The sequence below is a fragment of the Microlunatus soli genome (assembly GCF_900105385.1).
Taxonomy (GTDB): domain Bacteria; phylum Actinomycetota; class Actinomycetes; order Propionibacteriales; family Propionibacteriaceae; genus Microlunatus; species Microlunatus soli.
Genome location: NZ_LT629772.1, coordinates 100,243 through 123,455, shown reverse-complemented (window position 1 = coordinate 123,455; position 23,213 = coordinate 100,243). Strand labels below are relative to the sequence as shown.

Annotated in this window: 19 protein-coding genes; 13 read left to right on the top strand and 6 right to left on the bottom strand. The window is 66.4% G+C overall.

Annotation, left to right across the window (positions count from 1 at the left end):
- Nucleotides 1–3: 3 nt before the first annotated feature.
- Nucleotides 4–798: a thioesterase family protein gene (locus BLU38_RS00495; RefSeq protein WP_231920114.1), complete on the bottom strand. Its 795-nt coding sequence runs from the start codon at nucleotides 796–798 to the stop codon at nucleotides 4–6.
- Nucleotides 799–844: 46 nt separating this feature from the next.
- Here BLU38_RS00495 and BLU38_RS00490 point away from each other — a divergent pair, with 46 nt between their 5' ends.
- The 4 genes from BLU38_RS00490 (at nucleotide 845) to BLU38_RS00475 (ending at nucleotide 5,632) form a co-directional block, all read left to right on the top strand.
- Nucleotides 845–2,362, top strand: coding sequence for a glutamate--cysteine ligase (locus BLU38_RS00490; RefSeq protein ID WP_091518181.1), 1,518 nt, complete (start codon nucleotides 845–847; stop codon nucleotides 2,360–2,362).
- A gap of 106 nt (nucleotides 2,363–2,468) precedes the next feature.
- Nucleotides 2,469–2,876, top strand: a complete 408-nt coding sequence (locus tag BLU38_RS00485) for a universal stress protein (protein ID WP_091531513.1) — start codon at nucleotides 2,469–2,471, stop codon at nucleotides 2,874–2,876.
- 227 nt (nucleotides 2,877–3,103) lie between these two features.
- On the top strand, nucleotides 3,104–4,471 hold the full coding sequence (locus BLU38_RS00480) for an RNA polymerase sigma factor (RefSeq protein ID WP_407939635.1): 1,368 nt from the start codon (nucleotides 3,104–3,106) through the stop codon (nucleotides 4,469–4,471).
- Nucleotides 4,472–4,666: 195 nt separating this feature from the next.
- The gene (locus BLU38_RS00475; RefSeq protein ID WP_091518176.1) at nucleotides 4,667–5,632 is read left to right on the top strand and encodes a PDDEXK family nuclease; all 966 of its coding nucleotides are present in this window, start codon (nucleotides 4,667–4,669) and stop codon (nucleotides 5,630–5,632) included.
- Between the two features lie 226 nt (nucleotides 5,633–5,858).
- On the opposite strand, the gene BLU38_RS00470 is transcribed toward BLU38_RS00475, so the two are convergent.
- Nucleotides 5,859–6,056 (bottom strand): DUF7455 domain-containing protein, encoded by a 198-nt coding sequence (locus BLU38_RS00470; protein ID WP_091518173.1) that lies wholly within the window; start codon nucleotides 6,054–6,056, stop codon nucleotides 5,859–5,861.
- 334 nt (nucleotides 6,057–6,390) lie between these two features.
- Here BLU38_RS00470 and BLU38_RS00465 point away from each other — a divergent pair, with 334 nt between their 5' ends.
- The 9 genes from BLU38_RS00465 to BLU38_RS00425 all read left to right on the top strand — a co-directional run bounded on the left by BLU38_RS00465 (nucleotide 6,391) and on the right by BLU38_RS00425 (nucleotide 16,712).
- On the top strand, nucleotides 6,391–8,475 hold the full coding sequence (locus BLU38_RS00465) for a DNA gyrase/topoisomerase IV subunit B (RefSeq protein ID WP_157683117.1): 2,085 nt from the start codon (nucleotides 6,391–6,393) through the stop codon (nucleotides 8,473–8,475).
- 166 nt (nucleotides 8,476–8,641) lie between these two features.
- Entirely contained in the window at nucleotides 8,642–9,448 is an 807-nt protein-coding gene (locus tag BLU38_RS00460) for a phytanoyl-CoA dioxygenase family protein (RefSeq protein ID WP_091518170.1), read from the top strand.
- 83 nt (nucleotides 9,449–9,531) lie between these two features.
- Nucleotides 9,532–10,311 (top strand): inositol monophosphatase family protein, encoded by a 780-nt coding sequence (locus BLU38_RS00455; RefSeq protein ID WP_091518167.1) that lies wholly within the window; start codon nucleotides 9,532–9,534, stop codon nucleotides 10,309–10,311.
- Nucleotides 10,312–10,543: 232 nt separating this feature from the next.
- The gene (locus BLU38_RS00450) at nucleotides 10,544–11,623 is read left to right on the top strand and encodes an ABC transporter permease (RefSeq protein WP_091518164.1); all 1,080 of its coding nucleotides are present in this window, start codon (nucleotides 10,544–10,546) and stop codon (nucleotides 11,621–11,623) included.
- A gap of 4 nt (nucleotides 11,624–11,627) precedes the next feature.
- Nucleotides 11,628–12,530, top strand: coding sequence for an ABC transporter permease (locus tag BLU38_RS00445; protein WP_197679934.1), 903 nt, complete (start codon nucleotides 11,628–11,630; stop codon nucleotides 12,528–12,530).
- Nucleotides 12,531–12,552: 22 nt separating this feature from the next.
- The gene (locus BLU38_RS00440; protein WP_091518160.1) at nucleotides 12,553–13,605 is read left to right on the top strand and encodes an ABC transporter ATP-binding protein; all 1,053 of its coding nucleotides are present in this window, start codon (nucleotides 12,553–12,555) and stop codon (nucleotides 13,603–13,605) included.
- Complete coding sequence (locus tag BLU38_RS00435) at nucleotides 13,598–14,677, top strand: ABC transporter ATP-binding protein (RefSeq protein ID WP_091518156.1); 1,080 nt, start codon at nucleotides 13,598–13,600, stop codon at nucleotides 14,675–14,677. Before BLU38_RS00440 ends, BLU38_RS00435 begins: the two co-directional genes overlap by 8 nt.
- A gap of 8 nt (nucleotides 14,678–14,685) precedes the next feature.
- Nucleotides 14,686–14,880, top strand: a complete 195-nt coding sequence (locus tag BLU38_RS00430) for a hypothetical protein (RefSeq protein ID WP_172836036.1) — start codon at nucleotides 14,686–14,688, stop codon at nucleotides 14,878–14,880.
- The gene (locus tag BLU38_RS00425; RefSeq protein ID WP_197679933.1) at nucleotides 14,877–16,712 is read left to right on the top strand and encodes an ABC transporter substrate-binding protein; all 1,836 of its coding nucleotides are present in this window, start codon (nucleotides 14,877–14,879) and stop codon (nucleotides 16,710–16,712) included. The genes BLU38_RS00430 and BLU38_RS00425 overlap by 4 nt, the downstream gene beginning before the upstream one ends.
- A gap of 124 nt (nucleotides 16,713–16,836) precedes the next feature.
- Here the strand turns inward: BLU38_RS00425 and BLU38_RS00420 are convergent, their stop codons facing one another.
- The 4 genes from BLU38_RS00420 to BLU38_RS00405 all read right to left on the bottom strand — a co-directional run bounded on the left by BLU38_RS00420 (nucleotide 16,837) and on the right by BLU38_RS00405 (nucleotide 23,208).
- Nucleotides 16,837–17,844 carry a type IV toxin-antitoxin system AbiEi family antitoxin domain-containing protein gene (locus tag BLU38_RS00420; protein WP_091518149.1) on the bottom strand — a complete coding sequence of 336 codons (1,008 nt, stop codon included), beginning with the start codon at nucleotides 17,842–17,844 and terminating at the stop codon, nucleotides 16,837–16,839.
- Between the two features lie 153 nt (nucleotides 17,845–17,997).
- Nucleotides 17,998–20,448, bottom strand: coding sequence for a DNA gyrase/topoisomerase IV subunit A (locus tag BLU38_RS00415; RefSeq protein WP_091518146.1), 2,451 nt, complete (start codon nucleotides 20,446–20,448; stop codon nucleotides 17,998–18,000).
- Nucleotides 20,449–20,556: 108 nt separating this feature from the next.
- Nucleotides 20,557–21,450, bottom strand: a complete 894-nt coding sequence (locus BLU38_RS00410; RefSeq protein WP_091518143.1) for a CHAD domain-containing protein — start codon at nucleotides 21,448–21,450, stop codon at nucleotides 20,557–20,559.
- Between the two features lie 27 nt (nucleotides 21,451–21,477).
- Entirely contained in the window at nucleotides 21,478–23,208 is a 1,731-nt protein-coding gene (locus BLU38_RS00405; protein ID WP_091518138.1) for an AMP-binding protein, read from the bottom strand.
- Nucleotides 23,209–23,213: the final 5 nt, after the last annotated feature.

Genomic DNA, 23,213 nt, shown 5'->3' with positions numbered 1-23,213 from the left:
AGGTCATGGCATCGGGCGGACGGTCAGGATCTGTTCGGCGCGGCCGACCGGGCCGGCGGCGTCGTACAGGGTGGTCGAGGTCAGCCCGACACCGGACGGTCCCCAGATCGCCCGTGCATCCAGCCCGACCCGATGATCATCTTCGGCGAACCGCGGGGTCCGGAAGAAGTGCAGGGTCAGGTCGGTGTTCGGGTAGAGCCACTCCTTCGGCGGCTGCCGGGCGGCGATGCCGTTGGCCGCATCCACCAGCGCGGTGAAGCGGGCCAGATCGGAGGACGGCTCTCCCTCGACCAGGTCGATCTCGGTGCTCAGCCAGGCCCGGCAGCTACCGGGCTCCGAGGCCGGGTCGATGTGGAAATCCAGGCTGTCGATGTAACCGCCGGACCAGAAGGTCGAGATGTCGCTGCTCGGCCAGGTGTTCGGCGCCGGAAGCGGTTCGGGCTGCCCGCCGGCGACGGCTGCGGTGTCACCGATCGCCAGCCGCCAACCGGTCGCCCGGACCGCGGTCCGGCCGCCGATGATCATCCGAGCCTCCAGCATCTCGATGGTTCGCCCGGGTCGGACCACCTCGACCTCGACGGTGGACTCGTCGGCTGCGATCACGCCGAGGATCTCGTAGCTGATCCGGCACAGTTGCAGATCCGGACGCGGACTGGTCGTCTCCAGCGCGTGGGTGAGCAATCCGGAGACCGGACCCATGTGTTGCTCGGTCTCCCGCCAGGCGCCCTGGACATGTTCGGTCGGTGCGAACGTGGTCGGCGAGGTCCGTCGGTAGTAGCTGGTTGCTGCAGTCGTCACCTCGGCGAGCATACGGAAGCCGGCGTGGTAGGGAAGGATGGCGGGTATGGGAGATGAGGTTGAGGCGCAACAGTTCACTCGCGCCGACCGGACCCGGTATCGGGAGAAGATGCGGACCGACCTGGACGTGCTGGCCCGGATGCTCACCGAGGGCCGCTTCGAGGCGATGAGTCCGATGAGCGGCCTGGAGATCGAGCTGAACCTGATCGACGACCGGTTCGAGCCGGCGATGCGGAACGCCGAAGCGTTGGCGGCGATCGCCGACCCGCAGTTCCAGACCGAGCTCGGTCGCTTCAATCTGGAGATCAACGTCCCGCCGCGGCGGCTGGAGGGCAACGGTCTGGGCGACTTCGCCGACGCCGTACGGGCCGCACTGGACTCGGCCGAACAGAAGATCAGCGGTGCCCGGCTGGTGATGATCGGGATCCTGCCGACGTTGCGTCCCGAGCACACCGACAGCGAACACCTGTCGGCCAATCCGCGCTACGCGATGCTCAACGAGCAGGTGCTGCAGGCCCGCGGCGAGGACATCGCGATCAGCATCGACGGGGTCGAGCAACTGCGACTCAGCACCGATTCGGTGATGCCGGAGGCGGCGTGCACCTCGACCCAGATCCATCTCCAGGTCGGGCCCGACGACTTCGCGCCGTACTGGAACGCTGCCCAGGCGATCGCCGGCGTGCAGGTCGCGGTCGGCGCCAACTCACCCTTCCTGTACGGCAAGAGACTGGTCGACGAGTCACGGATCCCGTTGTTCTCGCAGGCGACCGACACCCGCACCGACGATCTGAAGGCCCAGGGCGTCCGGCCGCGGGTCTGGTTCGGCGAGCGGTGGATCGACTCGGTGCTCGACCTGTACGAGGAGAACACCACCTACTTCGCCGCGCTGCTGCCGGTGGTCGGCGACGCCGACCCGGTCGCCGAACTGGACGCCGGCCGCAACCCGCAGTTGGACGAGCTGCAGCTGCACAACGGCACCGTCTATCGGTGGAACCGGCCGGTGTACGACATCGCCGGCGACCGGCCGCACCTGCGGGTGGAGAACCGGGTGCTGCCGGCCGGTCCGTCGGTGATCGACACGATGGCCAACGTCGCCTTCTTCGCCGGACTGGTCCGGGCCCTGGCCGAACAGGACCGGCCGATCTGGACCGAATTGCCGTTCGAGGTCGCGGCCGCCAACTTCGCTGCCGGCACCCGGAACGGGCTCGCGGCGACGGTGAACTGGCCCGGCGTGAACTCGGCCGCCGCAACCCCATCCGCCCCGGCCCGGGGACAGCAGGTCGGCGAGACCGCGGTCACCGATCTGGTGCTGCGCAAACTGCTGCCACTGGCCGCCGACGGGCTGCGGCGCTGGCAGATCGACAGCACCGAGGCCGATCAACTGCTGGAGATCATCGAACGTCGTTGCCTGACAGGGATCAACGGCGCCACCTGGCAGACCTCCGCGGTGGCAGCCAGGGAACGGGCGGGGGAGAGCCGGGACAGCGCGCTGCACGGCATGCTCGGCGACTATCGCCGGCTGATGGCCGAAGGGCAGCCGGTACACACCTGGCCGGTGTCGTGAGCCGCCGGCCGTTCGGGGCTAGGGTCTGCCTCAGAGATTCGTTCAGGAGTCGGATGTCCCAACCGGTTAAGGTGGCCGCAACGGTCGACGGCGGATGGAGGACGGCATGACGGACAGCGGGACAACCTCAGGCGCCGCATCGACGTTGGTGGTCGGATATTCCGCCAAGCCCGAGGGCCGCGCCGCGCTGGCCCGAGCGATCCGGATCGCCAGGACCAATGACGCCAAGGTGGTCGTGGTGCACACGTCCGCCGACGACGAGGTGACCGATGTGCAGGACCTGATGGAGTCGACCGGTCTGCAGTTCGACATCCACCAGGCGCCCGACGTGCTCGACCCGGCCGAAGAGTTGATCAAGGTTTCGGAAAGCTCTCCCGATGCCTTGATCGTGATCGGGCTCCGGCGCCGGTCCCCGGTCGGAAAACTCTTGCTGGGCAGCAATGCCCAGCGGGTGCTGCTGGACGCGTCCTGTCCCGTGCTGGCGGTGAAGGCGGAGGCAACTGCACCGTCGTGACCGCCGACGACCCGGGGCGTACCCGGGTGATGGGTCGTGTCGGCGGTGATCGCGATCGGCGTTTCGACCCCCTCGATGCATCAGGATTTGGAGAGTCGTGCCAGAATACTTTTCGGACCAGGGGTTGACTTCCGACGGCCTGATCCTGCCCTAAAATCAGAAGCTTCCGAGAAGCTACTGCCCAGCCCGACCCGATGCATTCCGTACCGGTAAGCGAGAGGTTCTTTGTGACACCCACCTCCAATGCCCGTCCGGCCGACGGACGCGTGTCCGCTGCGACCAGCAGCGCAAGCAAGATCGACGCGCCCGTCAAGAAGGCCCCTGCGAAAAAGACGTCGAAGTCTTCGACGAGGAAGGCGCCCTTGAAGGCTGTAGCGGATCCGACCGTCGAGGAGGCGGAGGAGACGACCGGGCCGGCGAAGAAGGCCGCGGCGAAGAAGACCGCCGCCAAGAAGGGTGGTCGCAAGACCAAGGCCGAGACCGATGTGTCGGTCGAGGTCGACGGCTCGGACGTGGTGCTGACCGTCGGCGGCAAGAAGCGCAGCCTGGACGATGTCGACGAGTCCAAGTTCGACCAGAAGGAAGAGGGCAAGCTCGAGAAGGAGCTGACCGAGGACCAGGGTTTCAGCCTCTCCGATGCCGATGACGCCGACGAGCCCGAGCAGCAGGTGCTCGCCGCCGGCGCCACCGCCGACCCGGTCAAGGACTACCTGAAGCAGATCGGCAAGGTCGCCCTGCTGAACGCCGAGCAGGAGGTCGAGCTCGCCAAGCGGATCGAGGCCGGTCTGTTCGCCGACGAGCAGATCGGCTCCGACGACGTCAAGCTCCGCGAGTCCAAGCGGACCGACTACGAGTGGATCGCCGAGGACGGCCGGCGCGCCAAGAACCACCTTCTCGAGGCCAACCTGCGACTGGTGGTCAGCCTGGCCAAGCGGTTCACCGGCCGCGGCATGATGTTCCTGGATCTGATCCAGGAAGGGAACATGGGCCTGATCCGTGCGGTCGAGAAGTTCGACTACACCAAGGGCTACAAGTTCTCCACCTACGCCACCTGGTGGATCCGGCAGGCGATCACCCGCGCGATGGCCGATCAGGCTCGTACCATCCGGATCCCGGTGCACATGGTCGAAGTGATCAACAAGCTGGCCCGGGTGCAGCGCCAGATGCTGCAGGATCTCGGCCGCGAACCCACTCCGGAGGAGCTCGCCAAGGAGCTCGACATGACCCCGGAGAAGGTCGTCGAGGTGCAGAAGTACGGCCGCGAGCCGATCTCCCTGCACACCCCGCTGGGCGAGGACGGCGACTCCGAGTTCGGTGACCTGATCGAGGACTCCGAAGCGGTCGTGCCGGCCGATGCCGTCGGCTTCACCCTGCTGCAGGAGCAGTTGCACGACGTGCTGGACACCCTGAGCGAGCGCGAGGCCGGCGTGGTCTCGATGCGCTTCGGCCTGACCGACGGCCAGCCCAAGACGCTGGACGAGATCGGCAAGGTCTACGGCGTCACCCGCGAACGGATCCGGCAGATCGAGTCCAAGACGATGTCCAAGCTGCGGCACCCGTCCCGGTCCCAGGTCCTCCGCGACTACCTGGACTGACCTCGTACGTGAATCGGCCCCGCTCCCTCCTTGGGAGCGGGGCCGTTTGCGTCTCGGCCTGTATCGGCCCCGAATGTGAGCTGATGGCTGTCACTCCGTTGGCCTGACAGCCATCAGCTCACATTCTGTGCCGGCATCCGCCGCCCGTGTGGATAACTCGGTGGGCAGGGCTGGTGCGGCCGCGATGCTGAGGGGATGGCAGGGACTGCGCGCGAGCTCCGGCAGGTCGAGGTGCCCCGATCGTTCCGGGAGCTGACGTCGGCGGGAGTCACACGAGCCGTCCTCCGGGGTCGTCGGTGGCGCCGGACCGAACGCGGCTTCTACCTGCCGGCCGACACGATGTCGGATTCGCCTGGCCAGCGGATCGCCGAAGCGTGGGCCGCCGTCGCCAGTGGCGGCGGCGTGATCGGAGGCTGGGCCGCTGGCTACCTGCACGGCGCGGGCTGGCTGGACGGCAGGAGCCGGGACTCCGACGGCACTCTCGCTGTCGACGGCATCGGCCCGAGGAGGCTTGACAGACCGACCGTGCGCTACCGCGCGACCCGGGTCTCCGACGACGACACCTGCCTGCGGTACGGAATGCGAGTCACCACACCGGTCCGGACGACCTTCGACGGTGCCCGCTGGGCGCCGACGCTGTCCGAGGCGGTGGTCTTCGTCGACGCCATGCTCACGCAGGCTGCAGTCGACCCGCGTGCGCTGCTCGACTACTGCCGCCGCCATCCGAGGATGGGCGGGGTCCGGCAGGCCAGGGCGGCGATCGCGCTCGGCCGGACCGGCGTCCGCAGCCCTTGGGAGTCGATCCTGCGAGTCTGCTACCTCCACGACGCCGGGCTTCCGGAGCCACTCCTGAACGTGCCGCTGTTCGACGGCGAATCGTTTCTCGGCCAGCCCGACCTCTTCGATCCTGAGGCAGCGTTCGCAACCGAGTTCGACGGCAAGCAACACCGCGACCGTGAACAGCATCGCAAGGACAACGTCCGCGAGGAGAAACTGGAATCGGCCGGCGTGACCGTCAGTCGCTGTGACAGCCTCGATCTGACCCGCCATCGCCCTCAGTTCGTCGCCCGGCTGCAGGACGGCTACCGTCGCGGACAGGCCCGGGACCGCAGCCGTGACCGGTGGACCCGGGCACAACCCGACTGGTGGGGCTACCGCTGACAACCCGACCGAATGTGAGCGTATGGCTGCAGCACCGAGCGATCCGGCAGCCACCAGCTCACATTCGGTTGGATGAGCGGTAGCGCGCGAGCAGGCGGTCGCGGGGAGCCAGGCCTCGTAGTCGGATGCACGACCGCCGCGGTCCCGGGAATCCCCGGGAGCGCGGCGGTCGAGGTGAAGTGCGATGGGCCGTACTGGGAGGTTTCTCCGGTCCGGCCCGGTCAGCTCAGCTGATCTTCGACGTCTCGTCCTGGATCTTGAGCGCGACCTGCTTCAGCTTGTCGGCGTGCTCCTTGCCGTGGTGTGCGCAGAACAGGAGCTGCGAACCACCCGGGAGCGTGACTCGTACATAGGCCTGCGCGCCGCAACGGTCGCAGCGATCGGCCGCAGTCAGGGCTGCGTCCTCGATAACTGAAGTGCTCACGATAGGCCTCTCTTTCCCCAGATCCAGTACTAGGAACTTCGCGGATCCACCAACGGTTCATCTGTCTTCGAACCTACACACCAGTCAACCGCGAACGACCGCTGGTTTGTTCCGTTTTGCCAACTCAACATCATGAAAGTTCTGTTACGACGATCACACGGTCACCCGGTCCGCGACCTGCGATGACGCCGATCAGAAGCTTCATGCCTCAACGGTACCCGGCCAGGGGTACAGCACACGTCGCCACGCCCGACAGGTGAGCCGATCCTGACGGTCTGGTGCGGTCCCGTCGCGCCTCCGCAGAGCACCCGGCCGATGCGAGTAACCTCGCCAGGTGCCCACTGCGAAGAAGACGAGTCCGGCCGGGGAGAGTCGGGACTACGAAGCGCGTCACCTGCTCGTCCTGGAAGGCCTGGAAGCCGTCCGCAAGCGTCCCGGCATGTATGTCGGCTCCACCGACACCCGCGGTCTGATGCACTGCGTCTGGGAGCTGATCGACAACACCGTGGACGAGGCGCTCGGCGGCTTCGGCGACAAAGTCGAGGTGTTCCTGAACGCCGACGGCAGCATCGCCGTGCACGACCATGCCCGCGGCATCCCGGTGGACAAGGAACCGCGGACCGGACTGAGTGGTGTCGAGGTGGTCTTCACCCGGCTGCACGCCGGCGGAAAGTTCGGCGGCGGCTCGTACAACGCTGCCGGCGGTCTGCACGGCGTCGGGTCCTCGGTGGTGAACGCGCTCAGCTCGCGGCTCGATGTCGAAGTCGACCGTGGGTCGGCGACCTGGGGAATGTCCTTCCAACGCGGCGTACCGGGCGAGTTCGCCGGACCGGGGGAGAAGGCCAAGTTCACGCCCGGCGGTGGCCTGAAGAAGCTGCGCCGGGCCAAGAAGGGCGTCACCGGCACCCGGATCACCTACTGGCCGGACAAGCAGATCTTCCATCCCGGCGCCGAGTTGTCGTTGGAGGAGTTGAAGGGACGACTGCGGCAGACCAGCTTCCTGGTGCCCGGGTTGTCCTTGACCGTCACCGATGCCAGGAACGGCGAGCCGGAGGTCGAGACCTTCCTGCACGACGGCGGGATCAGCGAGTTCTGCGAGTACCTCGCGCCGGACGAGGCGGTCACCGACGTGATCCGGCTGCAGGGCAGCGAGCAATTCACCGAGACGGTGCCGATGTTGGACGACGACGGCCACATGACGCCGACCGATGTCGACCGGGATCTGGACGTCGACATCGCGGTCCGCTGGGGCAAGGGCTATGAGACCACGCTGCGGTCCTTCGTCAACGTGATCGCGACCCCCAAGGGCGGCACCCACGTGCAGGGCTTCGACCGGTCACTGACCCGGACCTTCGGCAAGGTGCTGGAAGGCACCCGACTGTTGAAGAACGGCGAGGAGGTGATCAAGGACGACATCCTGGAGGGGATGACCGCCGTGGTCACCACCCGACTGGCCGAGCCGCAGTTCGAGGGACAGACCAAGGAGGTGCTCGGCACCCCCGCAGTGGCCCGGCTGACCGGCAAGGTGGTGGATCGGGAGTTGAGCGCGTTCCTGACCTCGACCAAGCGGGACGCCAAGGCCCAGGCCCGTACGGTGCTGGAGAAGGTCGTCTCCGCGTCCCGGGCCCGGGTCGCGGCACGGCAGCACAAGGAAGCCCAACGCCGCAAGAACGCGCTGGAATCCTCCAGTCTGCCGCCGAAGCTGAAGGACTGCCGCAGCAACGATGTCGACCGCTGCGAACTCTTCATCGTCGAGGGCGACTCCGCGCTCGGTACCGCGCAGGCCGCCCGGAACTCCGAGTTCCAGGCGCTGCTGCCGATCCGCGGAAAGATCTTGAACGTGCAGAAGGCCTCGGTCGGCGACATGTTGAAGAACGCCGAATGCGCCTCCATCATCCAGGTCGTCGGTGCCGGCTCCGGTCGCAGTTTCGACCTGGACGGCGCCCGCTACGGCAAGATCATCTTCATGGCCGACGCGGACTCCGACGGGGCCCACATCCGGACCCTGTTGGCCACTCTGTTCTTCCGCTACATGCGGCCGCTGGTGGAGGCCGGACGGGTCTACTCCGCTGTCCCGCCGCTGCACCGCTTCGAGCTGTCCAATCCGAAGAAGGGGATGGACAAGTACCTCTACACCTACAACGACCAGGAGTATCAGCGGAAGGCCGCCGAGCTCACCAAGAAGGGCGTCAACTTCAAGGAACCCCAACGCTACAAGGGGTTGGGGGAGATGGACGCCCATCAGCTGGCCGAGACCACGATGGACCCGAAGCATCGGCTGCTGCGTCGGCTGACGGTGGACGACGTCGCCGCCGCGGAGACGACCTTCGAATTGTTGATGGGCAACGATGTCGCGCCGCGCCGGGAGTTCCTGATCGACGGCGCCTACCAGTTGGACGCCGCCACCATCGACGCCTGACGCAAGCGTCCTGAGCTTGCAAGAGTCCTGAGCTTGTCGAAGGACCGGTAGCCCCTACCGAGTACCAGCCCTTCGACAAGGTCAGGGCTCTGGTAGCAGGATCTCGCATGTTTTCAGCGGATCCACCCCTCGTCACCGCGGGGCGCTGCGTGACACCATGTCGATCATGACGACATTCATCGCCGAGGTCGACAACGCCACCACCTCCTATCAGAGCCAAGGTGTCGTCCAGGTCCGTGGATTGATCGGTCCGGACGAGATCTCCCGCATCCGCGACGTTTTCACCGAGCAGGTCGAGCGGGACAACTCCTTCGGCCACGATGATCACGTTGCCGAGGACGACATCCTGCGGCGATACCCGCGATTCGTCCACCCCCATCGGCATCCGGAGATGGAGGCCGGCCGGATCGCTCGCGAGCTGATGATCGATCGGCGGATCTTCGATGTCGTGGAGTCGCTGATCGGCCCGGCCCTCGCCGCCCAGTCGATGTTCTACTTCAAGCCACCGACCGCCCGCGGTCAGGCGATGCACCAGGACAACATGTTCCTGCAGGCTCATCCGGAGACCTGCATCGCCGCCTGGATCGCAATGGACCGGATCGCCGGCGACAACGGTGGTCTGAAGGTGGTGCCCGGATCACACCGGATCCAGCTGCTCTGCCTGGAGCCGGCCGATGAGTCCGAGTCCTTCACCGATGCCCAGGTGCCGCTGCCCGACGGTGTCGAGATCGTCCAGACCGAGATGGAGCCGGGCGATGTGCTGTTCTTCCACGGCAGTCTGGTGCACGGTTCGCGGCCGAACACCAGCGATCGGTTCCGGCGTTCGCTGATCTTCCACTACATTCCGCAGGCCTCGCAGGAGGTCGCAGCCTTCTACAATCCGCTGATGACGCGAGCCGGCGACGAGATCAACATCAACGAGGCGTCCGACGGCGGTGCCTGTGGCGAGGGCTGGGAACCGGGTCCGCACTGATCACGGTGGATCTGCTGATCGTGCGGCCGACCCGCCGGCAGTGCTCGCAGATCAGCTCCGGCTTCGGCCGTTAGGCTGGCGCCGTGACTGCCGCCGATGCAACGTCCGAAGATCTCGACCTGGCCGCCCAGCTCGTCCGCGACGCCGGCCGGCTGGCCGCCTCGATGCTGGCCGAAGGGCTGGAGACCCATCACAAGACGTCGATCTCCGATGTGGTCTCTGACGCCGATCATGCCGCGGAGAAGTTGATCAGCGAACGGTTGATCGAGCAGCGTCCCGACGACGGGCTGGTCGGTGAGGAAGGGGCCCGACGGCCGGGGGAACGGACCTGGTACATCGATCCGGTCGACGGTACCTACAACTTCCTGTCCAAGATCGGCATCTGGTGTTCCGCGGTCGGGCTGACCGACCCCGACGGGCTGGTGCTGGGCGCGGTCTACCATCCGGTTGCCGATGAGCTGTGGGTCGGCGGCCGCGGCCACCGCACCACCTGCAACGGGGTCGAGGTCGACGAACTGGCCGATGCGCCGCTGGCGGAGCTGTCGATCGGCAGCTACCTGCCGCCGGCTCGGCTGAAAGCCGACACCATCGGCGGTCTGGCGCCGCTGTTGAACGCGATCTCCGGCGCGGCCACCGTACGGGTGATCGGCTCGGGTTCGATCGAACTGGCCTCGGTGGCCGGCGGCCGGATCGGAGCCTCGCTGCATGTCGGGACGCTGCCCTGGGACTGGATCCCCGGCGCCGCGCTGGTCGAGGCCGCGGGCGGCGTCGGTCGGGTGGTCGAACAGGGCGGACACAGCTGGTACGTGGCCGGCAACGCCCAGGCCGTCGACGAGATCACCGCCGCGATCCAAGAATCCTGAGACGGCCCATCATCCTGAAACGGTCCATCGACGGAGTCGGTGCGATTGCCCCCGTCGTCACTGAGTCCTGAGCCGGAGTAGCGCAGGATTGTTGCACGAAAGTGACGGAAAGTAGATCAAACGAAACAGTAGCGTGCAACCATGATCCCAGTTACGCTCCCAGGGTTTGGGAGCGTTCGGGTCGAAGGACCGGGCGCAGCCGGGACGGACGACTCATGAGATTGGGAGGACGATGGCAGCGGTCGAAGTCGGGGTCGCCCCGCGTGCAGCGGGAGCGGTGCCGGTCCTGCGGAAGATATGGCGGAACTACGTACTGAGGCGAGTGCTCCGGGCGATCTTCGTCGTCTGGGTGGTCGCTACCGCTGTCTTCTTCATGGTCCGACTGCTCCCCGGTAACCCGGTCCAGGTCTACATCAACCAACAGATCGCGCAGTACGGCGTGAGCTACGCCGACGCGGCCGCCTCGGCCAGGTCGTACTTCAGTTTCGACCCCGAGAAGCCCGCGCTGCTGGCCTACTTCGACTACCTCGGCGGCCTGGTCCGGGGCGACATGGGGATGTCGATCTCCAGCCGCGGCGTGTCGGTGATCGACATGATCGCCACCTATCTGCCGTGGACATTGTTCAGTGTCGGCATCGGGATGCTGATCGCGATCGCCATCGGGCTGCTGCTGGGGATGGTGATGGCCTACCGGCGCAGCGGTGTCATCGACCACGCCGTGACCGCGATCGGCAGCATGCTGCACGCCATCCCGAACTACCTGCTGGCAATCATCATCGTCGTGATCGGCGGTGCGCTGCTGCACCTGTTCGACGTCGCCTCGATGCGTGGCACCGTGACGCCCGGCGTCGACCCCTCGTACGGGTTGGCCTGGGTGTCCGACATCTTCTACCACGCCTCGCTGCCGATCCTGACCTACGTCTTGACCACGGCCGGCACCTGGGCGTTGATCATGAAGTCCTCCACCACGCAGATCCTCGGTGAGGACTACGTCACCGTCGCCCGCGCCCGCGGTCTGACCGACGCCCGGATCCGGACCGCCTACGTCGGGCGGAACGCGATCCTTCCGTTGGTCGCCCAGATCGCGACCCAGGCGGGCTTCGTGGTGGGCGGAGCGATCTTCGTCGAGCAGACGTTCAAATACGACGGCATCGGCATCACGCTGTACAGCGCACTGCAGACCCGCGACTACACCGTGCTGCAGGGAATCCTGTTGGTGATCACGGTGACGGTCGTGTTCGCCAACCTGATCGCCGACCTGATCTACAGCCTGCTGGATCCGCGGATCCGTACCGACGAGACGAAGGACTGACCCGATGGCACAGGCAACCGTCGAGCAAGCAGGGCTGCCGGCGGCCGCGGGCCGGAGCAGCATGCGCGGCTCGGGGCTCTTCGCCCAACTCACCCGGAGTCCGTCCGGATTCGCCGGGCTGATCCTGGTCGTGATCATCGTCGCGGTGGCGCTGATCGGGCCGCTGGTGGTCTCGGCCCCCGCCTCGGACACCCAAGCGATCTGGGTCGGGCCCGGTGCCGGGCACCCGTTGGGCACCAACGGCAGCGGTCAGGACGTGCTGGCGATGATCATGCGCGGGGGTGCGCCGGTGATCCTGGTCGGGTTCGGCGCCGCCGCGCTGACCACGGTGATCGCGGTCGCCATCGGCGCTCTCGCCGCCTACTTCCGGGGCCGGTTCGATGCGGTCATGCTGCAGATCACCGACATCGTGATGACGATCCCGCAGATCGTTCTGCTGGCGGTGCTCGGCGCGTTCTTCCAGTTGAACTCGCCGTTGGCGCTGGCGGCGCTGATCGGCGGTCTGTCCTGGCCGGTGCTGATGCGTTCGATCCGCGCCCAGGTGCTGTCGCTGAAGGAGCGCGAATTCGTCGAGGCGGCACGGCTGCTGAATCTTGGAACCATGCGGATCGTGTTCGTCGAGATCGTGCCGAACATGGCGAGCTATATCTTGATCAACTTCATCATCGCGATCACCAATGCGATCTACGCCCTGGTCGGTCTGTACGTCCTCGGTCTGGCGCCGATGGCCGGGAACAACTGGGGCATCATGATCAACGACGGCTGGACATCCGGAGCGATGTTCAATCCCTCGGCGATGAGTTACATCTTCTCTCCGGTAGCGATGATCGTGCTGCTGCAGCTCGGGTTGATCATGCTCAGCCGTTCGCTGGAAGAGATCCTCAACCCGCGGCTCCGCGATCGCTGACCAGGCTGGAAGGACTGAGCAGATGAACAGCAATACTCCGATCCTCTCGGCCGAGGACCTGGTGGTGCGCTATCAGACCGGGTCACGCCAGCATGTCGATGCGGTCCGCGGCGTCAGCTTCGATCTGTATCCGGGACAGTCACTGGCTCTGGTCGGCGAGTCCGGCTGCGGCAAGACCACCCTGGGCCTCGGCCTGCTCCGGCTGCTGCCCCGACTGGGCAGCGTCCCGCACGGGAAGCTGTCCTATGTCGGCAAGGACGGCAAGACCATCGACGTGCTCAAGCTGAGCCGGCAGGCGCTGCGGCGTTGGCGATGGGAAGAAGCGGCGATCGTCTTCCAGGGTGCGATGAACTCGTTCAATCCGGTGATGCGGATCGGCGATCAGATGGCCGACACCATGCGCGCCCACCAGGTCGGCGGCGTGAAGCCGACCAAGGAACAGATCGCGGAGAAGAGCGCGGAGACCCTGCGGCTGGTCCGGCTGGAGCCCAAACAGGTGCTGCCCAGCTACCCGCACGAACTGTCCGGCGGCATGCGACAGCGGGTGCTGATCGCGATGAGTCTGCTGCTGGACCCGCGGTTGTTGATCTTGGACGAGCCCACCACGGCGTTGGACATCCTGACCCAGCGGGCGATCGTCGACGTGCTGTCGGAACTGCGGGAGAAGCTCGGCTTCACGATGATCTTCATCACCCACGACCTGGCGCTGGCCGCGGAGTTGGCCGACCGGGTGGCCACGATGTATGCCGGCCGGATCATCGAGACCGGCAGCGTACGAGACATCTTCTCCTCCGCCCGGCACCCCTACACCGCCGGTCTGATCAACGCGGTGCCGCCGGTGACCGGGGATCTCCCGACCTTGGCGTCGATTCCGGGATCGCCACCGTCGCTGGCAACACTGCCGGCCGGCTGCGCGTTCCGGGATCGCTGCGAGTACGCGATCGACGACTGCGCGACGACCGATCCACAGCTGGACATGATCGAGGGGCGGGCCGAAGGGCTCAGCCACACGGCCGCGTGCCTGCGCTGGCAGGACGTGGACAGCAAGCGAGAGGTGGTGACGGCCGATGTCTGAGCAGCTCGGTGCACGGACGGATGCTCCGCTGATGGAGCTGAAGGGCGTTTCGCAGATCTTTCAGACCAAGCGCGGCGAACGGCCGGCGGTCCGTGACGTCTCGCTGACCGTGAACGCCGGCGAGGTGTTGTGCGTGGTCGGCGAGTCCGGCTGCGGCAAGACCACCACCGCCCGGATGGCCGCCGGCCTGAGCAAGCCGACGGCCGGCACGGTCGAGTTCGGCGGCCGGGACATCTGGTCGATGAACAAGGAGACCTTCGCCGACTTCCGGACCGCGGTGCAGTACGTCCATCAGGATCCGTACGCCTCGCTGAACCCGATCCGGAGCGTCTACAAGTCGCTCGCCGCTCCGCTCCGCAAGCACGGTCTGGCCAAGTCCAACGACGCTGCTTGGGAACAGAGCGCCGAGCTGCTGCGGCGGGTCGATCTGACACCGCCGGAGAGTTATCTGCCGAAGTTCCCGCATCAATTGTCCGGTGGCCAGCGACAACGCGCGTCGGTTGCCCGGGCGCTGTCGCTGAATCCGAAGTTGATCATCGCCGACGAATCCACCTCGATGTTGGACGTGTCCATCCGGGTTGCGATGCTGAACATGCTCGGCCGGCTGCGGGACGACCTCGGTGTCGGATTTCTGTTCATCACCCATGACCTGGCGATCGCCAAGTACTTCGGCTGGCAGGGCCGGACCGCGGTGATGTATCTGGGCCGGGTGGTCGAGTACGGCCCGACCCAGGAAGTGATCAAGAACCCGCAGCACCCGTATACCCGGGCGTTGTTGGACGCGGTGCCCGAGCCGGATCCCGATCTGGCCGCCAAGAAGCTGCCGGGTGGCGGATTGCGCAGCGCGGAGATTCCGAGCCTGGCCGCGCTGCCCAGCGGCTGCACCTTCCATCCGCGGTGCCCGATCAACGAAGAGGGGTTGTGTGAGGTGGAGGAGCCGCAGCTGGTCAGGATCGGAGAGCGTCGGGAGGTGTCCTGTCACGTGGTCGCCCGGGAAGCCGGGGAGCATGAGCTCGACGATCTTCGAGGTGTCAGGACCGAGCCGGCTTCGGCATCGGGGTCGGGACAATGATCAGTCTGGTGATCAGGGCAGCACTCAGCATGGGGATCTTGTTGGTGCTGACGTCGGTGTTGCTGTTCCTGATCGTCAAACCCGGCAGTAGTCAGTTCGTTGTCACTATCATCAATTTGATCATGGGGGGAGTCATGATCGGTGTAGCCATCCCACTCGCCCGTCGACAGTCCCGCCGGATGTCACCCAAGGAGAACCAATGAGTGAACCAAACGGAGTTTCACGTCGGAGTCTGCTGCAGTTGGTCGGGCTCTCGACCGTCGGCATCGCCGGCGTCGGTGCCGCGACCGGTTGCGCGCCGGCTGAGCCGAAGAGCGGCGGCAAGGGCGCGTCGGGTGGTGCTGCCGGTGGCGGCGAGTATCGCGGTGCGTACCCCTATCTTCCTTCTCCACAAGGCAACTACAACGCCGTCGGCAAGCCGTTGGTCGGGTCGCCGAACGCGATCCTGGCCGGGACGCCGTACACCGATCTGTTCCTGCTGCCGAGCGGCATGTACCACTGGAAGGAACAGACCTGGGAGTTGTTCCTGGCCGACTCCTACGAGCTGGACAAGAAGACCAACACCTACACCGTGAAGGTCAAGTCCGGGCTGAAGTGGAGCGACGGATCAGCGCTGACCGCCAAGGACTACGTGACGACCTTCTGGTGCCACTGGATCCTGAACTCGCCGCTGTGGAGCTACGTCGACAAGATCGACGCGCCGGACGACACCACGTTCACGCTGCGGATGAATCAGCCGGCGATGGTGGTCGAGCGCTACCTGCTGCGCAGCAACATCGTCGCCAGCTCGGTCTACGGCGAGTACGCCGACCAGGCCAAGTCACTGAAGGAAGCGGGCAAGGACTCCGATTCCAAAGAGGTGACCGCGCTGAACAAGAAGTTGATCGAGTTCGCGCCCAAGGAGTACGTCGTCAGTGGGCCCTACAACATCGACTACAAGACGATCAACAACACCCAGTTGACGATGGTCAAGAACAAGACCGGATTCGGCGCCGACACGGTCAAGTTCGACAAGTTGGTGATCTACAACGGGGAGACCCCGACGGTCACGCCGCTGGTGCTGAGCAAGGACATCGACTACGCCACCCACGGCTTCCCGGTGGCGTCGGAGAAGCAGTTCGAGAGCATCGGCTACAAGATCCTCCGGCCGCCGACGTACTCCGGCCCGGCGTTGTTCATGAACTTCGACAAGGCCGAGGAGTTCGCCGATCCCAAGGTCCGGCAGGCACTCAACTTCGCCATCGACCACAAGCAGAACGGAACCGTCGCGCTCGGCGAGTCCGGCGTGCCGACCAAGTTCTACACCGGCTTCTCCGACAACCTGATCGACATCTGGATCGAGAAGGCCGATCAGTCCAAGTTCGAGCCGTACGCGTTCGACCAGGACAAGGCGGCGAAGCTGTTGGAGGGCGCGGGCTGGAAGAAGAGCGGTAGTAGCTGGAAGCTGCCCAACGGCAAGCCTGCTGCTTACCAGTTGCTGTATCCGTCCGACTACGCCGACTGGAGTGCCGCGTCGAAGGATCTCAGCGAGCAGTTGACGAAGTTCGGCATCAAGATCACTCTGCACGGCGTGGTCAGCACCCAACAGCCGATCGACGTCGACAAGGGCAACTTCCAGCTCGCGCTGCAGGGTTGGGGCAACTCGACCCAGCCGTATCCGTACTTCTCGTTCGTGTCGGCCCTCTTGACGCACAATTATCCGATCGCCAAGAACAGCGGCGGCAAGGGAATGAACTTCCCGTTGGCCCAGACGGTCGAGGGCTTCGGCAAGGTCGATCTGCAGAAGCTGATCGATGCCAGCGGTAGCGGCATCGACGAGGCGGCCCTGAAGAAGAACATCACCAAGCTGGCCCAGATCTTCAACAAGACGCTGCCGATCATCCCGCTGTTCGAACGGCACGGGAACACCCCGACGCTGAACGGCGACCGGGTCAAGCAGTTCCCGACCAACGACGACCCGATCACCCAGAACTCGCTGTACGCCGACAACGAGGTCGCCCTCTGGATGCTCACCGGCAAACTCCAGCCCGCCTAACCCACCCGCCGACCCGTCAGTTCCTCCCCGCTTTTCGCGGTGTGTCGCGGAGGAACTGACGGGTCGGCGGCGGTTGGTGGGGTGATCAGGCATCAGCGTCCGGTTGTCGGCTTTGAATCAGGAGCTACCGGCCGGCGGCGGAACCGGACCTCCGGGCGGCTCGGCGCAGGCCGGCACGGAGTTGGTTGCCGACCACGTTGGCCCGACTGTGGTAGACCTCACCCCGTCGGAAGTGGTCGACGATCCACCCGTCGGCAGCGAGATCTTCGTCGCGTGCTCGGTCGGCGGCGACCTGTTCCTCGGTCGAGTGCCAATCGTCCCCGTCGTACTCGGCTGCGTAACGCACCCGACGGATACCGAGGTCCAGCCGATAGCGTTGCCACCGGCCGGTCGGAGACACGACGATCTGCAGTTCGGGCGACGGCAGCCCTTCGTCGATCCAACGCAGTCGCAGTGTCGATTCGCCCATCGACTCGGACGTTCCATCGGCCCAGCGAACCAACTCGCGAAGCTGAACGACGCCGCGGTAACCGCGAAACCGCCGCACCTCGCCGATGAGCTCCTGTTGATCGAAATTCCCATGGCGCAACATCGCATCCAGGGCGCCGATCGCGTCGTCACGGGCCATCAGCCGGCCGAGATCGCATGCCGTACGGAGTGGCGACGTCACCGTGATCCCGTGGACGATCTGAATGTCGCGTTCGGACAGGGTGCGTTCGCCGCCGTTCACGGAGGGACGACGGACGCGGCTGCGACCCGGTGGGCGAAAGCAGTGCACCTCCGGCTCACGCAGGTGCGCACCACGGGGCCGTACGTCGGCGCCGTACAGCCAGGCCGCCGTGCTGTCGGTGACGATCGCATCGCTCGGGATCGCCAGCGAGATCGCCTGGGACCGGAGACCGATGCCGTCCGGCACGGCGTTGTCGACGTAGACGCCCCGCAGGACGCGTCGCAGCACACCTTGCCGGACCAGACGGGTGAGCACATTCGGTCCGATCCCGTAGCCGATCGCCATCGCCCGGGTGAAGGGTATTCCGGCGGGCAGGTCCAGTTGGTCGATCTCGGGGAGCGGAGACACCAGCGTCTCCGGCCGGCCCTGCGCGGATTCCGCTGCCGTGTGAGTGGTCCTCATACCCACACACTCGGCCGAATCCGACCGGCCGGTCCTGCCTGTGGACAGTGCTTCGAACAGCTCCCGACCCGGGTGCGTTGTCCACAACCCGCCGAGCCGTCAGTTCCTCCCCGACACGCCGACGAAAACGGGGAGGAATCGACGGGTCGGTGGTTAGGGGATGGTTCGGGTGGCGGCGGCGGTGATCGGCTGGGAGGCGGGGACACCGGAGCCGTCGCGGCGGCCGTCGGCTTCGGGGAGCTCGACGGGGGCGCCGCTGTCGGCGGTGGCGATCGCCGGCGTCGGACCGGCCCAGGCGAACAGCAGGGTGTCCTCGCCCTTCAGGAAGCGATGACAACGGACACCACCGGTCGCCCGGCCCTTGCCCGGATACTCCTCGAACGGCGTCACCTTGATCGCGCCGGCGTCGGTTCCCGGCAGCGCATCGGCACTGCCGGAGACAGTGACCACGATCGCCTCGCCGGCGGGCACCGCACCGAAGAAGGCGACCGATCGTCCGGCGCCGAGCTTGATGCCGGCGATGCCGCCGCCGGAGCGGCCCTGGGGTCGGACACCGGTGGCGGCGAAATGCAGCAGCTGGGCGTCGTCGGAGATGAACACCAGTTCGGCGCTGTCGTCGGTCAGCTCGACGGCGCCGACCACCCGGTCGCCGTCGTCGAGGCGGATGATGTCCCAGCTGTCCTTGTTCAACAGCTCGGGGTTGACCCGCTTGACCACACCGTTCCTGGTGCCGAGGGCGATCGTCGCCGCGTCCTCGCCGAGTCGCGTCAGGGCGATGATCTTCTCACCCGGCTCGGCGGCCGCGATCAGCTCGGTGACGTGCGCACCGCCCTGCAGGTTGGGTGCGTTGGCCGTCACCGGGACGGTCGGCAGGTCCAGCGCGTTGCCCCGGATCAACCGGCCGTCGGTGGTGATCAGGCCGTAGTCGCCGCGCGCCGTCGTCCGGATCGCCGAGACGATCACATCGTGATTGGCCCGGCCGCCCTCGGCGGGCAGCGGATCGGCGTTCTCGGTGCGGGCCAGCAGGCCGGCGGAGGACAGCAGCACCCAGCACGGATCGTCGGGCACCTCCAGCGGTGCGGCACTGGTGGTCGTGCTGACGCCGCTGGAGGACAGCAGGATGGTGCGTCGCGGCGTGCCGAACTGCTTGGCGACATCGGCCAGCTCGTTGCCGACCAGCGTCCGCAACAGGTCCTCGTTCTCGATGATCTCGGTGAGTTCGGCGATCTTGGTCTGCAGCTCGTCCCGCTCGGCGTCCAACTCGATCTTGGAATACTTGGTCAGCCGGCGCAGCTGCATGTCCAGGATGTAGTTGGCCTGCACCTCGGTGAGCTCGAACACGTCCATCAGCTTGGACCGCGCGGCGGCCGCATCGTCGGCACCGCGGATGATCGCGATCACGTCGTCGATGTCCAGGATCGCGATCAACAGGCCCTCGACCAGGTGCAACCGTTCGGCGGCCTTGTCCCGGTCGTAGGTGGTGCGGCGCAACACCACCTCGAGGCGGTGCTTGAGGTAGACCTCCAGCATTTCCTTCAACGACAGCGTTCTGGGCTGCTCGTCGACCAGTGCGAGTGCGTTGATGGAGAATGAATCCTCCAGCTTGGTCTGCCGGTAGAGCTGCTCCAGCAGTGCGTCGGGATTGAACCCGTTCTTGACCTCGATCACCAGCCGGGTGCCGTTGGTCAGGTCGGTCAGATCCTTCAGATCGGCGATGCCCTGCAGCTTCTTCGACCCGACCAGCGACTTGACCTGCTCGATGATCTTTTCCGGTCCGACGCTGTAGGGCAGCTCGGTGATCACGATGCCCTTACGTCGCGGGCTGACCTGCTCCACCCGTGCGGTCGCCCTGATCTTGAACGATCCCTTGCCGGTCTCGTAGGCATCCCGGATGCCTTCCAGGCCGATGATCTTGCCGCCGGTCGGCAGATCGGGACCGGGTACGAAGCGCATCAACGTGTCCAGAGTGGCGTTCGGGTGCTTGAGCAGATGGCGCAGCGCTTGGACGACCTCGACCAGATTGTGCGGCGCACAGTTGGTCGCCATCCCGACCGCGATCCCGCCGGCTCCGTTGACCAGCAGGTTGGGGAACGCCGCCGGCAGCACGACCGGCTCGGTCTCCTTGCCGTCGTAGTTGGCCTTGAAGTCGACGGTGTCCTTGTCCAGGCCGTCGGTCATCGCCAGCGCCGGCGGCGCCATCCGGCACTCGGTGTACCGCATCGCGGCCGGGCCGGCGTCCAGCGAACCGAAGTTGCCGTGGCCGTCGACGACCGGCAGCCGCATCGCCCACGGCTGGGCCATCCGGACCAGGGCGTCGTAGATCGCGGTGTCGCCGTGCGGGTGCAGCACACCCATCACCTGGCCGACGACGCGGGCACACTTGACGTGCGGACGATTCGGCAACACGCCCATGTCCCGCATCGAGTACAGGATCCGTCGCTGCACCGGTTTCAGACCGTCCCGCGCATCCGGCAACGCCCGGGTGTAGATCACCGAGTAGGCGTACTCCAGATAGCTGGTCTCCATCTCCGACGAGACGTCGATGTCGACGATCCGTTCGACGATGTCGTCCGGTGGTGGCGTCGTGGTCTTCCGTGCTGCCATCGTGTGCCTATCACTCTCCAAGGTCGGTGCCGGGCCATTGTCCCTCCTCGGGCGCGTGATCCGGCGAAGCCTCGCCGTTCAGGGGTCAGCCAGGCTGAGAGATGAGTGTCAGAGCCCGTGGGCGCGTTTGGCGATCCGTTTGGCCAACCGGCGACGCAGCGCGGTCTCCTGGGCGTGCAGCACGCCGAAGGTGAAGCCGTTGCGTCCGGGGATGCCACCGAGGTCGCGGAGCAGCACCGAGGCGACCCGGCTGTCCTGGTATTCGCCGAGCTCGTCGGTGAACTGCTGATGCAGTTCCACCAGCCGGTCGGCGGACGGGCCGAGGACCGGGGCCGCGGCCTCGACGGCGTATCGATGCCGTTTGCCGACCCGGCGTGCGGTGTGGATCAGCTCGTCGCTCTCGGGGTCGTCGGCAGCGATCGCCAGCGCGGCGGTCCGGAGCCGGCGGCCGAGCTTGCTCTCCGACCGTTTCAGGAACTTCTTGATCTTGGTGGCCGGCTTCGACGCGTCCGGGACGAAGGCCGGCTTGCGTTGCCAGGCGGCGAGTTGATCAAGAAGATCGGCGTACGGTTCGCTGTGTACGGCGTCGCGCAGTTCGGCCAGCGCGATCTGCCGTCGGTAACCGATCTGGATGATCAACTCCTGCCGGGCGTCGTGCAGGATCAGATCGGCATCGAGCCGGTCCATGGACCGGGTGAGTCGTTCGCCGAGCACGTCGAGATCGCGGACCGCACCCATCCGGGACGCGAACCAGCCGGCGTCGTCGGACAGCCGTCCGCTCTCGGGGACGGAGAAGAATTCCTCGTACACCTTGACGATGCTGCGGATCCGGCGGCACCCGGACCGGCCGTCGTGGATCCGCTCGGCCGACAGCGCCGGTTCAAGATCATCCTGGAGTGCCGCCTGCAGGTCGGCGCCGACCGCCTGCACGGCAGCGCACTGCTCGATCAGATACGGCCCGAGCACATCGGCAACCGTGGGCCCGTTGGTCTTCTTGCTCACGCCACCGTCCCGTTCACAACCCCGAAGCTACTCGAAGTCCTGGGCGTAGAACTCGAACTCGCCACGCTCGCTGCGGGACTGTTCGGCGTTTCGTAACTCGACCCGACGGATCTTGCCACTGATCGTCTTCGGGAGTTCACCGAACTCGATGATCCGGATCCGCTTGTACGGCGCCAGGTGCTCGCGGGCGTAACCCAGGATGTCGCGGGCGACCTCGGCCGTCGGCTGGTGATCACCGGCCAGGATGACGAACGCCTTGGGCACCGCCAGCCGTACCGGGTCGGGGTGTGGCACGACGGCGGCCTCGGCGACGGCCGGATGTTCGATCAGCACCGATTCCAGCTCGAACGGGCTGATCCGGTAGTCGCTGGCCTTGAAGACGTCGTCGGAACGACCGACGTAGGTGAGGTAGCCGTCCTCGTCGACGCTCACCACGTCACCGGTGTGGTAGACGTCGCCGGCGAAGGCGTGTTCGTTCTTGCCGTCGTCGAACTGGTCGGCGCGTTGCTTGTAACCGGTCATCAACGGCAACGGTCGGGGCTGCAACTCCAGACACAGCTCGCCCTCATCGGTCCGAGTCTCGCCGGTGGCCGGATCGACCAGCCGGACCCGGTAGCCGGGCAGCGGACGGCCCATCGACCCGAGCTTCAGCGGCACCCCTGGCGGGTTGCCGACCTGTGCTGAGGTCTCGGTCTGGCCGTAGCCGTCCCGGATCGTCAGCCCCCAGGCCGTCTTGACCTGCTCGATCACCTCGGGGTTCAGCGGTTCACCGGCGCTGAACGCCTCCCGGATGGAGGTCTTCGCCGACCCGAGGTCGGTCTGGATCAACATCCGCCAGACCGTCGGTGGGGCACAGAACGTCGTGACACCGGTCTGCTCCAGCACACCCAGCAGTCCCCGTGGTGCAAACCGCTGGTAGTTGTAGACCAGGATCGTCGCGCCGGCCAACCACGGGGCGAAGAAGCTGCTCCAGGCGTGCTTGGCCCAGCCCGGCGAGCTGATGTTCAGATGGACGTCGCCCGGTCGCAGCCCCATCCAGTACATCGTGCTCAGATGGCCGATCGGGTAGGAGGTCTGGGTGTGTTCGACCAGCTTGGGCAGCGCGGTGGTGCCGGAGGTGAAGTAGAGCAGCATCGGGTCGTCGGCCCGGCTGACGCCGGGGAAGCCGGCCTCACCGACAGCGTCGGTGGTGACCGCCGCGTAGTCGTGCCAGCCGTCCGGCACCGGTGCACCGGAGCCTGCTCCGTCCACCGCCACCTTGCCGTACTCGACCTCCAGCGCGGCGAACTTCTGCTGATCGGCGACGTCGGCGATCAACAGCTTGGCCTCACCACGATCGACCCGGTCCGCCAGGTCGGCCGGCGCCAGCTGCGGCGTGGCCGGGATCACCACCGCGCCGAGCCGGATCGAGGCGAGCATGATCTCCCACAGCGGCACGCAATTGCCCAGCACCAGCAGGATGCGGTCGCCGCGGCGGACGCCGAGGCCGCTCAACCACTGGGCGGCCGCGATCGAGCGGTCCCGCAACTCGGCGAAGCTGAGTTTCTGTTCGCGGCCGGCGGCGCCGTCCGGTGCGGCGTCGATCACCCACAGCGCGGTCTGATCCGGTGATTCCTCCGCCAGCCCGTCGAACCAGTCGGTGGCGAAGTTGAACAGCTGCAGGTCCGGCCAGCTGAATCCGGCGTACGCGGTGTCGTAATCGCTGCGATGCAGCAGCAGGAAGTCCCGTGCTGCTCGGACCTGGGGATGAGTCGCCATGAGCC